The following is a 17,169-nucleotide window of genomic DNA, read 5'->3' as shown; positions in this document are numbered from 1 at the left end:
CCCCTTACCGCCGCGTAGGCGATGTCGCCCCAGGAGGACGCCGTGCTGAGCACGATGCAGGACGTACCGCTGACTGTCACCCGGATCCTCCGGCACGGCTCGACCGTGCACGGCACGTCGCAGGTCGTCACCTGGACCGGAGAGGGCGCCCCGCAGCGCCGCAGCTTCCGTGAGATCGGTGAGCGCGCCGCGCAGCTCGCCCACGCCCTGCGCGAGGACCTCGGCGTCTCGGACGATGACCGAATTGCCACGTTTATGTGGAATAACTCGGAGCACGTCGAGGCCTATTACGCCGTGCCCTGCATGGGCGCCATCCTCCACACCCTCAATCTGCGGCTGCCCGCCGACCAGCTGACGTGGATCGTCAACCACGCCGCCGACCGCGTCATCATCGTCAACGGCTCCCTCCTCGGCCTCCTCGCGCCGCTGCTCCCCCACATGGCGACCGTCGAGCACATCGTGGTCTCGGGCCCCGGTGACCGCTCCCTCCTGGCGGACGCGCGGGCGCGGGTGCATGAGTACGAGGAACTGCTCACCGGTAAGCCCACCTCGTACGACTGGCCCGAGCTGGACGAGCGCGCCGCTGCCGCCATGTGCTACACCTCCGGCACCACCGGTGACCCCAAGGGCGTCACCTACTCCCACCGCTCCATCTATCTGCATTCCATGCAGGTCAACATGGCCCAGTCGATGGGGCTGAGCGACGCGGACACCTCCTTGGTTGTAGTGCCCCAATTTCATGTGAACGCGTGGGGTTTGCCCCATGCCGCCCTGATGACCGGCGTGAACATGCTGATGCCGGACCGCTTCCTCCAGCCCGGCCCGCTCGCCGAGATGATCGAGGCGGAGCGGCCCACTCACGCGGCCGCCGTCCCCACCATCTGGCAGGGCCTGCTCGCCGAACTCTCCGCGAGGCCGCGTGACGTCAGCTCGCTCGGGCAGGTCACCATCGGTGGTTCGGCGTGTCCGCCGTCCCTGATGGAGGCGTTCGACCGCCTCGGCATGCGGGTCTGCCACGCCTGGGGCATGACGGAGACGTCCCCGCTCGGCACGGTCGCCCGCCCGCCGGCCCACGCGATCGGCACCGACGAGGAGTTCGGCTACCGGCTCACGCAGGGCCGCTTCCCCGCCGCCGTCGAGGCCCGGCTGATCGGCCCCGGTGGTGAACACCTGCCCTGGGACGGTGAGTCGGCCGGTGAGCTGGAGGTGCGCGGACCCTGGATCGCGGGCGCCTACTACGGCGGCGCGGGCGGCGAGACCCTCAGGCCCGAGGACAAGTTCAGCGAGGACGGCTGGCTGAAGACCGGCGATGTCGGTGTGATCAGCCCCGACGGCTTCCTGACCCTCACCGACCGGGCGAAGGACGTCATCAAGTCGGGCGGCGAGTGGATCTCGTCGGTCGAGCTGGAGAACGCCCTGATGGCCCACCCGGACGTCGCCGAGGCCGCGGTCGTCGCCGTGCCCGACGAGAAGTGGGGCGAACGTCCGCTCGCCACGGTCGTGTTGAAGGAGAACGCGACCGCCGACTACGCGACCCTGCGCGACTTCCTCGCGGACAGCATCGCCAAGTGGCAGCTCCCCGAGCGCTGGGCGATCATCCCCGCGGTTCCGAAGACCAGCGTCGGCAAGTTCGACAAGAAGGTCCTGCGCAGGCAGTACGCCGACGGTGAGCTGACCGTCACGCAGCTCTGACCTGCCGGTACCGGGCCGGTATCGCGGTCGTCGCCCAGCCGAGCGCCAGCCACAGGGCGGCGACCGCACACACGCCCGACCAGCCCCAGTGGGTGAACGCGCCGCCCGCGAGCGCGGAGGCCAGCGCGCCGCCCGCGAAACCGGCCACCACATAGGCGGTGTTGGCGACCGCCGGGGTTCTGGTGGTCGTCAGCGCCAGGGTCTGGTTGGCGACGTGGTTGGCCACCAGTGCCATATGGATGGCGACCGCCGCCGCGCACAGGGCCCACAGCGCCCCGCCGCCCAGCCAGAACAGCGGCACCGACACCGCCGCGAGGCCGTAGCCGTACGCGACGACCTTCGACGCGCCGAAGCGGTCCACGAGGCCGCCCGCGAGCGGCGCGACGAGACTCGCGGCGAGGCCGAAGAGCCCGAACAGGCCCGCCGTCGCGGTCGTCATCCCATAGCCGTCACCGCCCCGGCCGGTGAGGAGCAGTGCGAGCGAGGTCCACAGCGCGCTCCACGCGCCGTACATCCCGGCCTGGCGTATGCACGCGCGGCGCAGCTCGGCGGAGCCGCGCACCACGCCGGGGAGGTGCGCGAGGCCCGCGAGGAGCGGCCCTGACCGCTTGCGGTTCTCGGTGGGCAGTACGGCGGCCGAGGCGAGGCCGAGCAGCGCGGTGAGCGCGGCGGCGCCCAGGAAGACGTAACGCCAGCCGAAGGCCTGGCCGACGAGCCCGCCGAGCACGCGGGCCGCGACGATGCCCGTGAAGAGCCCGGCGATGAGGGCCGCGACATGGCTGGCCCTCCGATGCGCGGGCGCCCGCTCGGCGACCAGCGGCACGAGCAGCTGCGGGACGACTGTCGCGGCGGACGCCACCAGGACGGCGGCGGCCAGCGCGGTGGCGCCCGAGGCGGCCGCGCCCAGAGCGAGCGCTCCCGCCGTGACCACGGAGAGCACCGCGACGAGTCTGCGGCGGTTCACGCTGTCTCCGAGCGGGGCGAAGAACAGCAGCCCCGCCGCGTACCCGAACTGGGCGACCGAGGCGATCCACGCGACGGCCGACGGCGTCGAGCCGAAGTCGCGGGCTATCAGCGGGAGCAGGGGCGCGGCGACGTAGATATTGGCGGCCGTCACGGCCGTGCAGACCGCGATGAGGACGAGGAAGAGGCCGTGCGGGACGGGGAGCGGGGTCAGTGTTGGCGCGGAGGGCCGCCGCGGCGCCCGGGCCGTGGCGTCTGGGCCCGCAGAGGCGGTCGAGGTCACTTGGGGTGGCGTGGCTGAGGGCATGCGGGTCTCCTCGGACGACAGAACACGAGACGCGAGAACGCGAGAACAGGCGAACGCGTCAACGTACGAGCACGGCAACCAACTAGTTGGTTGGAAAAAGTCTGCGCTCGCCGCATCCAACCTGTCAAGCAACCAACCAGTTGGTTACCCGAACGGGTTCACCTACTCTGTCCCCATGGCAGTCAGAGACCCCGAGGCCACCAAGGCGCGGATTTTCGAGGCGGCGGTCGCCGAGTTCGCCCGGTACGGCATCGCGGGCGCCCGCATCGACCGCATCGCGAGCCAGGCCAAGGCCAACAAGCAGCTCATCTACGCCTATTTCGGCAACAAGGCGGAGTTGTTCACCCAGGTCCTGGAGAAGCGGATGCTGGAGATGGCCGTCTCCCACCCCGTCGACGCGGACGACATGGACGGCTGGATGGACCGGCTGATCGACTACCACGCCGCCCACCCCGAACTGCTGCGCCTCCTCTTCTGGGAGGGCATCGAGTACGGCACGGAGGACCTGCCCGACGAGCGCGAGCGCCGGGACCACTACGACCGCAAGGTCGCCGTACTCGCCGACGCGCAGGCCCGCGGCGTGATCAGCGACGAGATCCCCGCGCCCCACCTGCTCTTCATGGTGGTCGCGCTGGCCGGCTGGTCCACGGCCGTGCCGCAGATGCGGCGAATCCTTGTCGGCGACGAGGACGCCGACAAGGAACAGCTCCGGGCCTCGGTGAAGGCGGCGGTCCGCCGCCTCACCGCCACCGATCCACGGACGTAGGCCCGCCGAGGTACGTCAGTTGGTGCCGATCTTCGCCAGCAGATCCACGATGCGGCTCTGCACCTCGTTGCTCGTGGAGCGCTCCGCGAGGAACAGCACCGTCTCGCCCGCCGCGAGGCGCGGCAGCTCCGTCTCGTCGACGGCGGCGGTGTAGACGACCAGCGGAGTGCGGTTCAACTGCCCGTTCGCGCGTAGCCAGTCGATGATCCCGGCCCGGCGGCGGCGCACCTGGAGCAGGTCCATCACTACGAGGTTCGGCCGCATCTGCGCCGCGAGCGTCACCGCGTCCGCGTCGCTCTCGGCCCGCGCGACCTGCATGCCCCGCCGCTCCAGCGTCGCGGTCAGGGCGAGCGCGATCTCCTCGTGCTCCTCGATGAGCAGGACGCGTGGCGGATGCTGCTCGCTGTCGCGCGGCGCGAGCGCCTTCAGGAGTACGGCGGGGTCGGCGCCGTACGCCGCCTCGCGCGTCGCCTGGCCGAGTCCCGCCGTCACGAGCACGGGCACCTCGGCTGCCACGGCGGCCTGCCGCAGCGACTGAAGCGCCGTGCGCGTGATCGGTCCGGTCAGCGGGTCCACGAACAGGGCCGCGGGGAACGCCGCGATCTGGGCGTCGACCTCCTCGCGCGAGTGCACGATCACGGGACGGTAGCCGCGGTCGCTGAGCGCCTGCTGCGTGGTGACGTCGGGCGCGGGCCACACCAGGAGGCGGCGCGGGTTGTCGAGCGGCTCGGGCGGCAGCTCGTCGTCCATCGGCCGGGGCTGGGGCCGGTTGTCGACCTCGACCGCGCCACCGGGGCCGTCCAGCGGCTCGGGTCCCTCGGCCGCGTTCTCGTCCGGGGCGCCGATCGCGTACGAACGTCCGGCGCCCTCGGTGGCCGCCGCGATACGGGACTGGGGGTGCGCCGGGGGCGGGGTCTGCGGGTGCGGGCGGCCCGAGGCCTCGGGGCGCTCCTCGGCCGTGGGTGCCGGAGGCGTGCCCAGCCTGCGCCTGCGCCCGGAGCCGCCGAGCGTCTGCGACTGCGGGGCGGCGGCCTGGCCCTGCTGCGGCTCGGGCGTGCCTTCCTGCGGGAGCGTGGCCGACGGCGGCTGCTCCGGCTGGGCGCCCTGGGGCGGCATCGGGGACCCCGGGGGCCGGACGTTGCCCGTCGGACGACCGCCCTGGTCGGGCGAGGCCGCGGCGGCCTGGCGGCCCTGCTGCTGCTCGGAGACCTGCTGGCCGAACGGTACGCCCTGGCCGAGCGTACGCACGCTGAACGCGCGCCCCTGCGTCGAGTTCGGGTCACCGGGGGCCTCGGCGGGCAGCGGCTGCGCCGCGCGCGACGCCTGCGTGCCGCGCTCGGGCGGGAGCGCCGCGCCCCGGGCGGGCGCCGGAACGCCCTGTGCGGGGGCGCCCGCGGAGCGCGCGTTGCCCTGCGCGGGCACGCCCTCGGCGGGGGTGGTGCCGTCGGGCCACGGCCGCGGCGCGGGCAGCGGCTGCCCGGCCCCGGCGGCCCGACGGCCCTGCTGGGCGCCGGGCGGGAGCGGCCCCTGACCCGGTGCGGTCGGTGTGGCCGGTGCCGCCGGGGCGGTGGGGGCGGCAGGGGCGGTCGGAACGCCTGGGGGCTGCGGGGCCACCCGGGCGCCCGGTGCGGTCGGGGCAGCCGGGGCAGATGTCGGGTCCTCGGCGGGAGTCCCCGGATTCTGCGGAGTCACGGGGCTCTGCGGAGCCGCGGGGTTCGCGGTGACCGGCTGCCGGGAGCGGCGGCGGCCCGTCGGAGCCTGCGCGGGGTGCGGCTGCGGCGGGGTGTGGTCGTCGCCAGGGCCGTGCGGGACCGCGGCGTGCTGCCCGGTGTCACCCTGGACGCCCGGGTACCCCGGCACGGGCGCGCCCGCGCCGAAGCCCCGGCTCACAGCGGCTTGATTCACTACGGCGTGGCCTACGGGAGCCGACCCCGCGGGGGTGTGTCCTACGGAGTCCTGTCCTACGGCACCTTGACCCACGACGCCCTGCCCCAAGGCCCCCGGCACTCCGACGCCCTGATCCACGACGCCTTGGCCCACCGCGACCGCAGCCTGATTCACCACGGCATGGCCCACGGGACCCACGGGACCCACGGTCTCCTGGGCCGCGATCTCCTGGTCCGGCGTGTCACGGTCGGCCGTGGCCGGGGGAAGCGCGAAGACGCGTCCGCTGTTGGCCCCTTCCGCCGCGGCCCGCTCCTTGGCGGCGGCCAGCGCGCGCCGCGCCCGGCGCCCCGTGGGCCGCGCGGCGTCGCCGTGACCGGCCTCCACCGCGGCGAGTTCCGTACCCGGTGCGCCGCCTGAGGTCTCCGAAGGACCCGAGGCCAGCGCGGGCAGCGCGTGCTGCTCACCGGCCCGCCGTGCGCGACGGCCGGTCCCGCTCGCCGGGACCGGCACGCCCTGCGGCGGCACGGTCTGGCCCAACGCGGCGGATCCGGCCGCGTGTTCGGCCGCCGTCAGCACGGCACCCTCGGCGGCACTCGGCCGCCCGCGCCGCCGCCCGGTACCGCCCGAGGTACCACCAGAGGGGAGCCCCGACGCACCACCGGCCGTCTCCGAAGTCTCCGAAGCCTGCGCCTCCGACACGGAACCGCCCGCGGGCCCACCCGCGGGACCGCCAGCAGGACCACCCATGGGCCCGACCGCAGGCCCGCCCCCGGGCCCGCTCGCCGGCCCGGCCGTGGGGCTCGCCCCCTGGTCGGTCGCCACCGTGCCGCTGCCGAGGGTGTCCGGGCTCCCCGGGACAGCGGTGGCCTCCGCCGCGCGCCGCCCCCTGCGCCGACCCGTGCCGGTCGGCGCGGTGGCCGCCCCCGCCTCCGTGCCGCCGGAAGGGGCCGCCGGAACGCCGCTCTCCAGGAAGGAGTCCACCGAGGGACGCCGAGCCCGTCGACGCCCGCCGCCCGTGGCGGGCGACGCCTGCTCGGGCACCGCGACCACGCCACCCGGAGCTGCGGGCGCAGCCGAACCGGCCCTCTCCGTAGAGCCCGTTCCCGAACCGCCGCTCTCCGTAGAACCCGCTCCGACCGCCACGGTCGCGCCTGCCGCCCCTGTCGCGCCCGCCTCCCCGACCGCCACGATCGGCACTTCAAGTACGTACGCACTGCCGCTCATACCCGGCACCTCGTGCGTCTGGAGCACCCCTCCGTGGGCCCGCACGATGCCGCGCACGATCGGCTCGTGCACCGGGTCCCCGCCCGCGTAGGGCCCCCGGACCTCGATGCGGACGACCTCGCCGCGCTGGGCCGCGGCCACCACGATCGTCGAGTCGACGTAAGCCCCCGTCGCGGCGGCGCCGGAACCGGCACCCGCGCGCGTGTTGCCCGTCGCGTCGATCCCGGCCACGTCCGCGACGAGATGGGCCACCGCGGTGGCGAGCCGTCCCGCGTCGACCACGATCTCTATCGGCGGCGCGTGCACGGCGAACTGCGCCCGGCCGGGCCCGATCAGCTCGACCGCGCCCTCCACGCCGGTGGCGACGACCGCGTCGAGCAGGGCCGGGGTGAGGGTCAGCTGCTCCTCGCCCGCGTCGAGCCGCTGGAAGCCGAGGACGTTGTCGACGAGCGTGGTCATCCGGGCGTACCCGGCGGACAGGTGGTGCAGGACCTGGTTGGCCTCGGGCCACAGCTGGCCCGCGTCGTCCGCGGCGAGCGCGGCCAGTTCGCGGCGCAGTTCGTCGAGGGGCCCGCGCAGGGACGAGCCGAGGACGGCGAGCAGCTGCTCATGCCGGGCGGCCAGCGTCTCGTACCGCGACTTCTCGCGCTCGGCCAGCTCTTCGAAGCGGTCCTTCTCGCGCTCGGCGAGCGCCGCGTAACGCTCCTGTTCGGCGGCGAGTTCCTCGGCGCGCTGCTCCTCGGCGGCCTTGATCTCCTCGGCGCGCCGCTCCTCCGCCGCCTTGATCTCCTCGGCGTGCCGCTCGGCGGCGGCACGGATCTCCTCCGCGTGCCGGGCGAGGGCGGCCTCGTGCTTCTCGGCCAGCTCGTCGTAGGGCCTGCGGTCGGTGAACGTCATCACCGCGCCGACCAGTTGGTCGCCGTCGCGTACCGGGGACGTCGTCAGGTCGACCGGTACCTTGGCGCCGCTCTTGGACCACAGCACCTGTCCGCGCACCCGGTGCTTGCGCCCGGAGCGGAGGGTGTCGGCGAGCGGGGACTCCTCGTAGGGGAAGGGTTCGCCGTCGGCGCGCGAGTGCAGGACCAGCGGGTGCAGTTCCTGCCCGCCGAGATCGCTCGCCCGGAAACCCAGTATCTGGGCGGCGGCCGGGTTGACGAGGACGACGCGTCCGTCGGTGTCCGTCCCGACGACGCCCTCGGCCGCGGCACGCAGGATCATCTCGGTCTGCCGCTGCGAACGGGCCAGTTCGGCCTCGGTGTCGACGGTGCCCGACAGGTCCCGCACGACGAGCATCAGCAGCTCGTCGCCGGTGTAGCCGTGGTTGTCGTACGCGTGCCTGCCGTCTTCCAGCGGGGAGCTGGTGACCTCGACGGGGAACTCGGTGCCGTCCGTGCGCCGCGCCGTCATGCGCGTGGGCTTGGTGCGCCCGCGCTCGTCGACGGTGTCCGGGCGCCGCATGGAGCCGGGGATGAGCCGGGAGTCGAACTCCGGCAGCAGATCGAGCAGACCGCGCCCCACGAGTGCGGTGCCCGGCGTCTCGAACGCCTCCAGCGCGATCGCGTTCGCGTTCACGACGGTGCCGTTGGCGTTGACGAGCACCAGCGCGTCCGGGAGCGCGTCGAGTATGGCTGCGAGGCGAGCAGCGCCTCGGGATGGCCTGCTGCTCACGACGACGCTTCCTCCCTGGTTACCGCTGCTTGCCGACTCGCTCAGGCCATCTTGCCCCTCGGCCCGTGGCGTGTCACGGGAGGGAGTCTACGGGGAGTGGTTGCCCGCGCGACGCCGGATGAGAGGGAGGTCGCACGCAGATGGTGTGAGTTTTCAGTACCGCCTGGTCACGGGAGGGTAGCGGCCGCCGGCCGGTGACCGGTCGGGCCGTCGGTCGCTACGAGGTGCGGGGAAGCACCGGTGCCAGGTTGTTCCAGCGCGAGATCTCGCAGCCGTTGCCGCGGCTGTAGCGCGCGTCGACGGGCCGTCCCTGCCAGGTGCCCGTGATGTGCGCGGTGGCGGGGCCGCCGTACTGCATCGTGCACATCGCGTCGTCCGGGACCGGAGCGAACGTGTCCTTCCCATAGACAGTGATCTCGTCCAGCCGCGCGCACGCCTTCTCCTTGGCGGGGTGGGTGCCGCCCGTGGGGTGGCACGTCAGTTCGTACGTTCCCTCTCCGTCGCCTCCCGAGTCGGAGACGGTGATCGTGAGCCGGTCGGTCGGGGTCTCGGCGGGCGTGACGGCGTGCGCGGTGAAGGGGGCGGCGGAGAGCGCCGCGGCGGAGGCGGCGGCGGTGAGAACGAGACGGCGCAGCATGAGGACTCCACGGGGTCGGGCACAGCGGTACGGATGGTGGCATCGCGGATGGTCGCGTCGAGGCCGGTGGATCCAGGGGCGGATCCACACCCTTTAACGCGGTCCGCCCCGTGCGGTTGCGGGGGCGCGTATCGCTTTGCCCTGCGGGCCGCGCGACTAGTACCGTGGAGGACGCGATTGGTGACACGCCGCCTGGCTGTGTCATCATCTGCACGCACCCCCGCGCTCGCGCAGGTGTGCAAGCTGGAGGCGTCGCCTAGTCCGGTCTATGGCGCCGCACTGCTAATGCGGTTTGGGCCTTAAAGCCCATCGAGGGTTCAAATCCCTCCGCCTCCGCGCTGTGAGCCCGAAGCCCCGGTCGTACGCGACCGGGGCTTCGGTCGTCTCCGGGCTCCGACCGGGCTCTGTCCGGGGCCACCGAAGGGCGTTTGCCCAGCTCAGAGCGGGTTTGGGAAACGGATTTCGCCTCACGGCGCAGGTCATGTAATGTTGTTCTCGCAACGCCGACGGGGCAGAAAAAACCCCGGAAGCACAAGCACTCGTAGCTTAACGGATAGAGCATCTGACTACGGATCAGAAGGTTGCAGGTTCGAATCCTGCCGAGTGCACAGCAGGCCAGAGGCCCTCAGGAGAAATCCTGAGGGCCTCTGGTCGTTTGTGCGGGCTTCCTTCCGGGAGGGGTACGGCGATGGAGTGGCGTTGCGCGGGGCTCGGGTGGCCGGGTGGGGAGCCCGTGCTGCGGTGGCAGGGCGGCAGGACCAGCGCCCTCGCCTACGGGAGGACTGTTGGGTTCCGGGCCGTCGGTGAGCGGCGGTGTGTGGGGGCGCGGGGGAATCCGTGTCCGCTGCGGGCCGTGGTGCCGGCGCGGGCCGGGCAGGCGCGGTGTCCCGAGTGCGCGCGGCTCGACCGGGTGTTCTCCGTGGCGGCGGACGGGGTGCCGGACGATCCGCGGACGTACCGGGTGTATCTCGCGTGGTTCGGGAGCGGTCTCGTCAAGGTCGGGATCACCGCGGAGGAGCGGGGTGCCGTGCGCCTGCTTGAGCAGGGGGCCGTGGCGTTCTGCTGGCTGGGGCGGGGGCCGTTGATGGCGGCCCGGCGTACGGAGGAGCTGCTGCGGGCGGCGCTCGGGGTGCCGGACCGGGTGCCGTACGCGCGCAAGCGGGCGGTGCGGGGGGCGCTGCCCGGGTGGGACGAACGGGCGGCGGAGTTGGCGGAGCTGTACCGGCGGGCCGTCGTACTGGAGGGGTGGGCCGAGGCGTTGGAGCGGGTCGCCTTCGAGGCGGTCGATCACGCGGCGGCGTTCGGTCTGGGGCCGGGCGGTGCCGGGGCGGCGCGGGGTGTGGTGCGGGAGGTCGCCGACGGCGGGGCGGTCGCGGGGCGGCTTGTCGCGGCGGCCGGACCTGACCTGTATCTGGAGATCGCGGGCGCGGGCGAGGACGGGAGCGGGGGCGGGGGCCTGCTTGTCGTCGATACGCGGGCGCTCGTGGGGTGGGAGCTGGTGGGGGCCGACACGGAGGCGGGGGTGACCGTGCCGGTTGAGGGGCTGGGGCCGGTGGCGAGGGGCGAGGGGGAGCAGGGCGGACTGTTCTGAGGTGGGGCGTGGCGGGCCCTGCGCGCCCCGCGGGCTCCTCGCTGACCGGGTTGTACTCGGAGGGCCTTGCGGGCCCGTGGTGCTCCGCGGGTTTCGCTGTCCGGGTTGTGCTCCGCGGGCCTTGCGGGTCCGTTGTGCTCCGTGGGTTTCGCTGACCGGATGGTCAAGGATCGGTGACCGGAGGGCAAGGAGTGGCCGGGGAGGGTGGACACGGGGTGCCGGGGCTCTGAGGGTGGGGGCATGAGTGATCCAGTGGGGCCGGTCGGGCCCTTTGAACCGCCTTACTACGCCGTCGTTTTCACCTCGGTCCTCGCCGAGGGCGGCCAGGGGTACGGGGAGACGGGCGAGCGTATGGATGAGCTGGTCGCCGCCGTGCCCGGGTTCCTCGGGGCCGAGTCCGCGCGGACACCCGGCGGGGTCGGCATCACCGTCGGGTACTTCCGGGACGAGGACGCCATCAGGGCCTGGCAGAGCGATCCCGAGCACCGTGCGGCACAGCGGCGCGGGCGCGAGGAGTGGTACGAGTCGTACGCCGTGCACGTCGCCAAGGTCGAGCGGAGCTACGGCTATGTGCGGGGATAGCGGAGGCCGGGACGGCGCGAGCGGCCCGGAGGCCGCCGGGGTGCGGGAGTTCTGGGGGCGGCTCGGGGTGCCCGGACTCATCGACGTACACACGCACTTCATGCCGGACCGGGTGCTGCGGAAGGTCTGGGCCTACTTCGACGCCTACGCGGCCGGCGGCGGGGTGGAGTGGCCCATCAGCTACCGGCACGAGGAGGAGCGGAGGGTCGAGCTGCTCGGGGAGTTCGGGGTGCGGGCCTTCACCTCGATGGTCTATCCGCACAAGGCGGGGATGGCGAAGTGGCTCAACGGCTGGGCCGTCGAGTTCGCGCGGCGCACGCCCGGGTGCCTCCAGACCGCGACCTTCTTCCCGGAGCCGGGAGTCGAGGAGTACGTGCGGGACGCCGTCGAGGCGGGGGCCCGGGTCTTCAAGGCACATGTGCAGGTGGGGGGTTACGACCCAAATGACGTTCTGCTCGATCCCGTGTGGGGGCTGCTCGCCGACGCCGGGATCCCCGTGGTGACGCACTGCGGGTCCGGGCCCGAGCCCGGCAAGCACACGGGTCCCGGCGTGATGGCGCGGCTCCTCGCGCGGCATCCGCGGCTGCGGCTCGTCGTGGCGCACATGGGGATGCCCGAGTACGCCGACTTCCTCGACCTCGCCGAGCGGTACGAGGAGGTGCGCCTCGACACGACCATGGCGTTCACCGACTTCAGCGAGGGGCTGATGCCGTTTCCGAAGGAGGAGTCGGGGCGGCTGGTGGAGCTGGGCGATCGGATCCTGCTGGGGAGCGACTTTCCCAACATCCCGTACGCGTACGTCCATCAGCTGGAGGCGCTGGGGCGGCTCGGCCTGGGGGACGCGTGGCTGCGGGGGGTGCTGTACGGGAACGGGGCCCGGCTCTTCGGGGTGCGCTGAGAGTTCGCGCGCCCGAGCCGCGGGTGGCCCCGCCCCCTCACCGGCGGTCGTTCGTCAGCAGGTGCGGCCGACGTAGTGGGCACCCTGGATCTTGCTTGCCGAGCCCAGCCAGGTCCTGCCGGGGGCGACGCAGCGCTCGTAGTCGGGGGCCAGGGCGACCCTGACGTGGATGACGACACGGGAGCCGTCCGACGTGCAGTGGTTGTAGTAGGCGTCGGAGTGGGTCTCGTAGAAGCCGCACGGGTCGGCGGCCGCGGGGGCCGCGGTGGCGGTCACCGCGCCCAGGGACGTGAGGGCGAGGGCTGTGGCGGAGAGGGCGGTGGTCGCCAGGCGTCGGATACGTGCGAAGGCCACGGAGGCTCCTTGATCGGGTCAGAGGGGTGGGAGGACTGCGTCACAGATGTCGCTCCGCGGAGCTGGGCTGCGCGGACCTCGACTTGAGGGTCCCAACGCGGCCCCGGGCCACCAGGACGAACGGCGCGCGTTCACTCGGAAGAATGCCCCTCTTCAACCGATCAGATGGGTTCCGGCCCGTTCGATGCGTAAATGCCGGGCCGGGTACGGCAACTGGGCGGCGGACCGTTTCTCAGGGAATTCACAGCTTCGCGCAAGAGTGCTCTCAGGGGCGCCGCCCAACCTCTGGGGTATGACCACGACCACGCCCCAGGCGCGTACCGAACTGCTCCGGCCGGACGGGAGTCCCGTCCGCGTACTCGTGGTGGACGACGAGGAGTCGCTCACCGAGTTGATGTCCATGGCCCTGCGGTACGAGGGCTGGCAGATCCGCAGCGCGGCTGACTGCGCGGGCGCGGTGCGGGTGGCGCGCGCGTTCCGGCCCGACGCCGTGGTGCTGGACATGATGCTGCCCGACATGGACGGCCTCTCCCTGCTCGGCAGGCTGCGCCGGGAGCTGCCGGACGTGCCCGTGCTGTTCCTGACCGCGAAGGACGCGCTGGAGGACCGCATCGCGGGGCTCACCGCGGGCGGCGACGACTACGTGACCAAGCCCTTCGGCCTGGAGGAGGTGGTGGCGCGGCTGCGCGGGCTCATCCGGCGGGCCGGGGCCGCCGACAAGCGCGGCGCGTCCGCCCTGGTGGTGGGGGACCTGACGCTGGACGAGGACAGCCACGAGGTGACGCGCGGCGGGGACTCGATCCATCTGACCGCCACCGAGTTCGAGCTGCTGCGCTACCTCATGCGCAATCCGCGGCGCGTGCTCAGCAAGGCGCAGATCCTCGACCGGGTGTGGAACTACGACTTCGGAGGCCAGGCCAACGTCGTCGAGCTGTACATCTCGTATCTGCGCAGGAAGATCGACGCCGGGCGGGAGCCGATGATCCACACGCGGCGCGGGGCCGGGTACCTGATCAAGGCCGCTCTGCCCGCGCCCGTCGCCTCGGCTTCGTGAGGGGCCTCGCCTTCGTGAGTCGCTTCGCCTTCGTGAGAGAGAAGGGAGCCTGAGGGGCCCGTGCCTTGTACGGCGTATGGGGTTTGTTCTACGGTGTACGTGACGTCAGCCTCGTACACCGTATAACCGGCTGCCGGCCACCGCCCAGGCACCGCCCCGAAGGAGCCCGCATGACGGCGACGACCGCCGAGACACCGGCCGCCCCACCCCGGCATCCGCAGCGCTGGCTGATCCTCGGCGTCATCTGCCTCGCCCAGCTCGTGGTGCTGCTCGACAACACCGTCCTGAGCGTCGCGATCCCCTCCCTCACCCGGGAGCTGGACGCGTCCACGTCGGACATCCAGTGGATGATCAACGCGTACTCGCTCGTGCAGTCCGGGCTGCTGCTCACCGCGGGCAGTTCCGCCGACCGCTACGGCCGCAAGAAGATGCTCATGGCGGGCCTCGCCCTCTTCGGCGCCGGCTCGCTCGTCGCGGCGTTCGCGCAGTCCTCCGCGCAGCTCATCGCCGCCCGCGCGGGCATGGGGATCGGCGGCGCGCTCCTGATGACCACGACCCTCGCGGTCGTCGTGCAGATCTTCGACGACACCGAGCGCGTCAAGGCGATCGGCCTCTGGTCGACCATCAACTCCCTCGGATTCGCCGCCGGTCCGCTGCTCGGCGGCTTCATGCTGAACCACTTCTGGTGGGGCTCGATCTTCCTGATCAACCTGCCCGTGGCGCTGATCGGTATCGTCGCGGTCGCCAAGCTGGTGCCCGAGTCCAAGAACCCGCGGGGCGACCGGCCCGACCTGCTCGGCGCGCTGCTGTCGACGATCGGCATGGCCTCCGTGGTCTACGCGATCATCTCCGGGCCCGAACACGGCTGGACGTCCGCGCAGGTGCTGGGCGCCGCGGTCGCCGGTGTGCTGGTCCTCGGCGTGTTCGTGCTCTGGGAGCTGCGCATCCCGTACCCGATGCTGGACATGCACTTCTTCCGCAACCAGCGGTTCATCGGCGCGGTGGCGGGCGCGATCCTCGTCGCGTTCGGCCTCGCCGGCTCCCTCTTCCTCCTCACCCAGCACCTCCAGTTCGTCCTCGGGTACGAGCCGTTGGAGGCGGGCCTGCGGACGGCGCCGCTCGCGGTGACCATCGTCGCCCTGAACCTCACGGGCGTCGGCGCGAAGCTGCACGCCAAGCTGGGCACCCCGGCGACGATCCTGTCCGGCATGAGCGCCCTGGCCGCGGGCCTCGCGGTGATAGCGCTGTTCGGCGGCGACGACTACAACGGCATGCTGGCCGGGCTCGTCGTCATGGGCGCCGGCATCGCGTTCGCCATGCCGGCCATGGCCAACGCGATCATGAGCGCGATTCCGGTGGAGAAGGCGGGCGTCGGCGCGGGCGTCAACGGCACGCTCGCGGAGTTCGGCAACGGCCTCGGCGTCGCCGTGCTCGGCGCGGTCCTCAACTCCCGCTTCGCCTCACTCGTGGCGGTCTCCGCGGTGTCCTTCCCGGCGGCCGTGGCCGCGGCGAAGTCGCCGGGCGAGCGGGAGCGGATCGCCGACGCGTTCGCCTCGGGCCTTGAGACGAGTCAGCTGGTGGGCGCGGCCGCGGTGTTCCTCGGAGGTGTTCTGGCGGCGGCGTTGCTGCGCAGGGCGGAGAGGGCAGACTCGGTGGGGAAGGCGTCGGCATAGCATCGAGGCGCGCGGATCACTCCACTTCGGGCCCAGTACCAACCAGGAAGGTGCGCCATGGTCAAGGCAGCCGACGGCCGCACGAAGAACTTGGCGCGGACGAGCGTGTGGCTGGAGGGCAAGGCGCCCCGCGGCGGCGGCCGCAAGGGCGACCAGCCAAGCGGCCTCGACCGGGACCGCATCACCGAGGCCTCGGTCCGGCTCCTGGACGCGGAGGGCCTCGCCAAGTTCTCCATGCGCAGGCTGGCCGCGGAGCTGAACGTGACGGCGATGTCCGTCTATTGGTACGTGGACACCAAGGACGACCTCCTGGAGCTGGCCCTCGACGCGGTCTGCGGCGAGATGCGCCTCCCCGGCGACGAGGCGCCCGACGGGGCCTGGCGCGACCAGCTCCGGTCCCTCGCCGAGGAGTACCGCGCGCTGCTGATCCGCCACCCGTGGGTGTCACCGCTGGTCGGCCGCTTCCTCAACATCGGGCCGAACTGGCTGGAGTTCGCGCTCGCGGTCCAGCGCACGGTGGGGAGGACGGGCCTTCCCGTGCATACGCGGCACGGCGCGATCGCGGCGGTCTTCCAGTTCGTGTACGGCTTCGGGACCATCGAGGGCCACTACATGGCGCGGTGCGCGGAGGCGGGGATGACCCAGGACGAGTACTACCGGGAGGCGACCGGGAGCGTCCAGATCGAGCTGGCGTCGCACGGGATCATGGAGAGTGCCAGTGAGCTGCTGGCGGCGCGGGGCTCGGACACGGTCGAGAAGATGTGGGAGCGGGACTTCACGATCGCCCTCGACCTCATGATCGCGGGCATCGAGTCCCTCCTCACCCGGGAGTAGCCGGGCGGTGCCGGCCCCGCGCGCAGAGATGGCGTCACACCCCCGGCAGCGTCTCCCCCTGCACGGCCTGCACGTCCAGCTCCACCCGCAGTGTCGTGCCGATCGCCGAGATCCCCGCCTGCACCACCTGGTTGTAGTTCATCGCGAAGTCCTCCCGGCGCAGCTCGGCCGTGGCCCGGAACGCCGCCCGGGTCCCGCCCCAGGGGTCCGCCCCGGTGCCGAGGTAGCTCAGCTCCAGGTCGACGGGCCGTACGACACCGTGCATGCCCAGCTCCCCGTGCACCGTCCACCGGTCCGGGCCCGCGGGCGTGAGCCCGTTCGACCGGTAGGTGATCTCGGGGTACTGGTCGACGTCCAGGAAGTCCGGCGACTTGAGGTGCCCGTCCCGCATGCCGTTGCCCGTGTCGATCGAGGCGGCCCGGATGACCGCCTCGACCCGCGACTTCGCCACGTCCTCGGCGATCTCCACCCGGCCCCCGAACTCCAGGAACCGCCCGTGCACGCTCGTGATCCCGAGGTGCTGCGCGACGGCGCCGACCGTGGAGTGCGCGGGGTCGATGGTCCACGGGCCGGGCGGCGGCAGCTCGCTGCCGCCCTGCCGGGCGAGGACGACGTTGCCGACCTCGGCCCGCCCGCTGGCGGTGACCAGCGCGGTGGAGGCGACGGGCGCGTAGCCGACCGCGGTGACGATGACGGTGTACGGCCCCGCCGGGAGCGCCGTGTCGTCGCGTACGACGCCCTCCCCGTCCGTGGCCGCCCGCAGCACCTGCGTCCCGGTCATGTCGGTCACCGTGACGACGGCGTGCGGCACGGCCCACCCGTCACGCGTGCGGATCCGAGCGTTGAGTCCCATCCCGTTTACTCCTAGCCGGGCCTCCCGTGCGGAAGGCCTCAAAAAGTTCGTACTGCGTCAGGCGCCGGCGCCCGTACGGAGAGCCCCGGGCCGGCGGTGACCGGCCGTCCCTTGCCGTGAACGTCACCGCCGGCCCGGGTCCCCTTTCCGCAACCGGCCCGTGGCCGCGCCTCCGCTCGGGGCGCG

At 72.8% G+C, this 17,169-nt stretch carries 13 protein-coding genes and 2 tRNA genes; 10 read left to right on the top strand and 5 right to left on the bottom strand.

All coding sequences use genetic code 11. From position 1 onward, the window contains the following. Positions 1-42 precede the first annotated feature (42 nt). Complete coding sequence (locus CP975_RS17080) at positions 43-1,692, top strand: long-chain fatty acid--CoA ligase (RefSeq protein WP_055536199.1); 1,650 nt, start codon at positions 43-45, stop codon at positions 1,690-1,692. Here the strand turns inward: CP975_RS17080 and CP975_RS17075 are convergent. Continuing rightward, positions 1,679-2,962 carry an MFS transporter gene (locus CP975_RS17075; RefSeq protein WP_150477073.1) on the bottom strand — a complete coding sequence of 428 codons (1,284 nt, stop codon included), beginning with the start codon at positions 2,960-2,962 and terminating at the stop codon, positions 1,679-1,681. The two genes, CP975_RS17080 and CP975_RS17075, sit on opposite strands and share 14 nt — an antisense overlap. Positions 2,963-3,137: 175 nt before the next feature. Here CP975_RS17075 and CP975_RS17070 point away from each other — a divergent pair, with 175 nt between their 5' ends. Further along, positions 3,138-3,728, top strand: a complete 591-nt coding sequence (locus CP975_RS17070; RefSeq protein WP_055536200.1) for a TetR/AcrR family transcriptional regulator — start codon at positions 3,138-3,140, stop codon at positions 3,726-3,728. 15 nt (positions 3,729-3,743) lie between these two features. On the opposite strand, the gene CP975_RS17065 is transcribed toward CP975_RS17070, so the two are convergent. Together CP975_RS17065 and CP975_RS17060 are read right to left on the bottom strand one after the other, a co-directional pair. Further along, positions 3,744-8,507, bottom strand: a complete 4,764-nt coding sequence (locus tag CP975_RS17065) for a PAS domain-containing protein (protein WP_150477072.1) — start codon at positions 8,505-8,507, stop codon at positions 3,744-3,746. 217 nt (positions 8,508-8,724) lie between these two features. After that, entirely contained in the window at positions 8,725-9,144 is a 420-nt protein-coding gene (locus CP975_RS17060; protein WP_055535885.1) for an SSI family serine proteinase inhibitor, read from the bottom strand. Positions 9,145-9,389: 245 nt separating this feature from the next. On the opposite strand from CP975_RS17060, the gene CP975_RS17055 reads away from it, so the two are divergent. The 5 genes from CP975_RS17055 (at position 9,390) to CP975_RS17035 (ending at position 12,215) form a co-directional block, all read left to right on the top strand. Then, a tRNA-Ser gene (locus CP975_RS17055) sits at positions 9,390-9,480 on the top strand. Between the two features lie 199 nt (positions 9,481-9,679). Further along, positions 9,680-9,752 (top strand) — tRNA-Arg (locus CP975_RS17050). 80 nt (positions 9,753-9,832) lie between these two features. Continuing rightward, positions 9,833-10,735 carry a DUF2797 domain-containing protein gene (locus tag CP975_RS17045; protein WP_150477071.1) on the top strand — a complete coding sequence of 301 codons (903 nt, stop codon included), beginning with the start codon at positions 9,833-9,835 and terminating at the stop codon, positions 10,733-10,735. A gap of 240 nt (positions 10,736-10,975) precedes the next feature. Next, positions 10,976-11,317 (top strand): antibiotic biosynthesis monooxygenase family protein, encoded by a 342-nt coding sequence (locus CP975_RS17040; RefSeq protein WP_150477070.1) that lies wholly within the window; start codon positions 10,976-10,978, stop codon positions 11,315-11,317. Beyond that, entirely contained in the window at positions 11,304-12,215 is a 912-nt protein-coding gene (locus CP975_RS17035) for an amidohydrolase family protein (RefSeq protein ID WP_150477069.1), read from the top strand. Before CP975_RS17040 ends, CP975_RS17035 begins: the two co-directional genes overlap by 14 nt. Before the next feature lie 54 nt (positions 12,216-12,269). Here the strand turns inward: CP975_RS17035 and CP975_RS17030 are convergent, their stop codons facing one another. Then, positions 12,270-12,569, bottom strand: a complete 300-nt coding sequence (locus tag CP975_RS17030; protein ID WP_055528586.1) for a DUF6355 family natural product biosynthesis protein — start codon at positions 12,567-12,569, stop codon at positions 12,270-12,272. Between the two features lie 292 nt (positions 12,570-12,861). Here CP975_RS17030 and CP975_RS17025 point away from each other — a divergent pair, with 292 nt between their 5' ends. The 3 genes from CP975_RS17025 to CP975_RS17015 all read left to right on the top strand — a co-directional run bounded on the left by CP975_RS17025 (position 12,862) and on the right by CP975_RS17015 (position 16,130). Beyond that, positions 12,862-13,623 carry a response regulator transcription factor gene (locus CP975_RS17025; RefSeq protein ID WP_055528585.1) on the top strand — a complete coding sequence of 254 codons (762 nt, stop codon included), beginning with the start codon at positions 12,862-12,864 and terminating at the stop codon, positions 13,621-13,623. Positions 13,624-13,793: 170 nt separating this feature from the next. Continuing rightward, the gene (locus CP975_RS17020; protein ID WP_055528584.1) at positions 13,794-15,296 is read left to right on the top strand and encodes an MFS transporter; all 1,503 of its coding nucleotides are present in this window, start codon (positions 13,794-13,796) and stop codon (positions 15,294-15,296) included. A 57-nt stretch (positions 15,297-15,353) separates the two neighbouring features. Beyond that, positions 15,354-16,130 (top strand): TetR/AcrR family transcriptional regulator, encoded by a 777-nt coding sequence (locus CP975_RS17015; protein WP_055528583.1) that lies wholly within the window; start codon positions 15,354-15,356, stop codon positions 16,128-16,130. 34 nt (positions 16,131-16,164) lie between these two features. Here the strand turns inward: CP975_RS17015 and CP975_RS17010 are convergent, their stop codons facing one another. Continuing rightward, positions 16,165-16,983 (bottom strand): YceI family protein, encoded by an 819-nt coding sequence (locus tag CP975_RS17010; RefSeq protein ID WP_055528581.1) that lies wholly within the window; start codon positions 16,981-16,983, stop codon positions 16,165-16,167. Positions 16,984-17,169: the final 186 nt, after the last annotated feature.

It is taken from the genome of Streptomyces alboniger (assembly GCF_008704395.1).
Lineage (GTDB): Bacteria > Actinomycetota > Actinomycetes > Streptomycetales > Streptomycetaceae > Streptomyces > Streptomyces alboniger.
Note: the sequence above shows the minus strand (reverse complement) of the source record. Positions and strands in the feature narration are given on the sequence as shown.